Annotated in this window: 1 tRNA gene and 1 rRNA gene; both read right to left on the reverse strand. The window is 52.6% G+C overall.

Going from position 1 to position 344, the window contains the following annotated elements:
- Positions 1-142 precede the first annotated feature (142 nt).
- Positions 143-216, reverse strand: a tRNA-Ile gene (locus DW677_RS18140).
- 5 nt (positions 217-221) lie between these two features.
- Positions 222-339: ribosomal RNA gene (rrf, locus tag DW677_RS18145) — 5S ribosomal RNA — on the reverse strand.
- Positions 340-344: the final 5 nt, after the last annotated feature.

The raw sequence follows: 344 nt of genomic DNA on the forward strand, positions 1-344 counted from the left end.
CTTGCAAGGCAGGTGCTCTCCCAACTGAGCTACACCCCCATGGATGCGGGCCTTCCCTCTTTTCAGAGGCGATCCCTTATTCATTTATGTTCTGTATTTATTTCAATCAGCCAGTCACTTGTTGCATTACCTTTTCAGGTAATGGGCTTAAGTGGACTCGAACCACCGACCTCACGCTTATCAGGCGTGCGCTCTAACCGGCTGAGCTATAAGCCCATTGAATCTGGCATCCACCTGCTCTCCCATGCCGTCTCCAGCATAGTACCATCGGCCGATCAGGTCTTAACCGTCGTGTTCGGGATGGGAACGGGTGTGTCCCCTGACCGCATCGACACCAGAATTCT

The organism is Clostridium sp. AM25-23AC (genome assembly GCF_003435125.1).
GTDB lineage: Bacteria > Bacillota > Clostridia > Lachnospirales > Lachnospiraceae > Pilosibacter > Pilosibacter fragilis.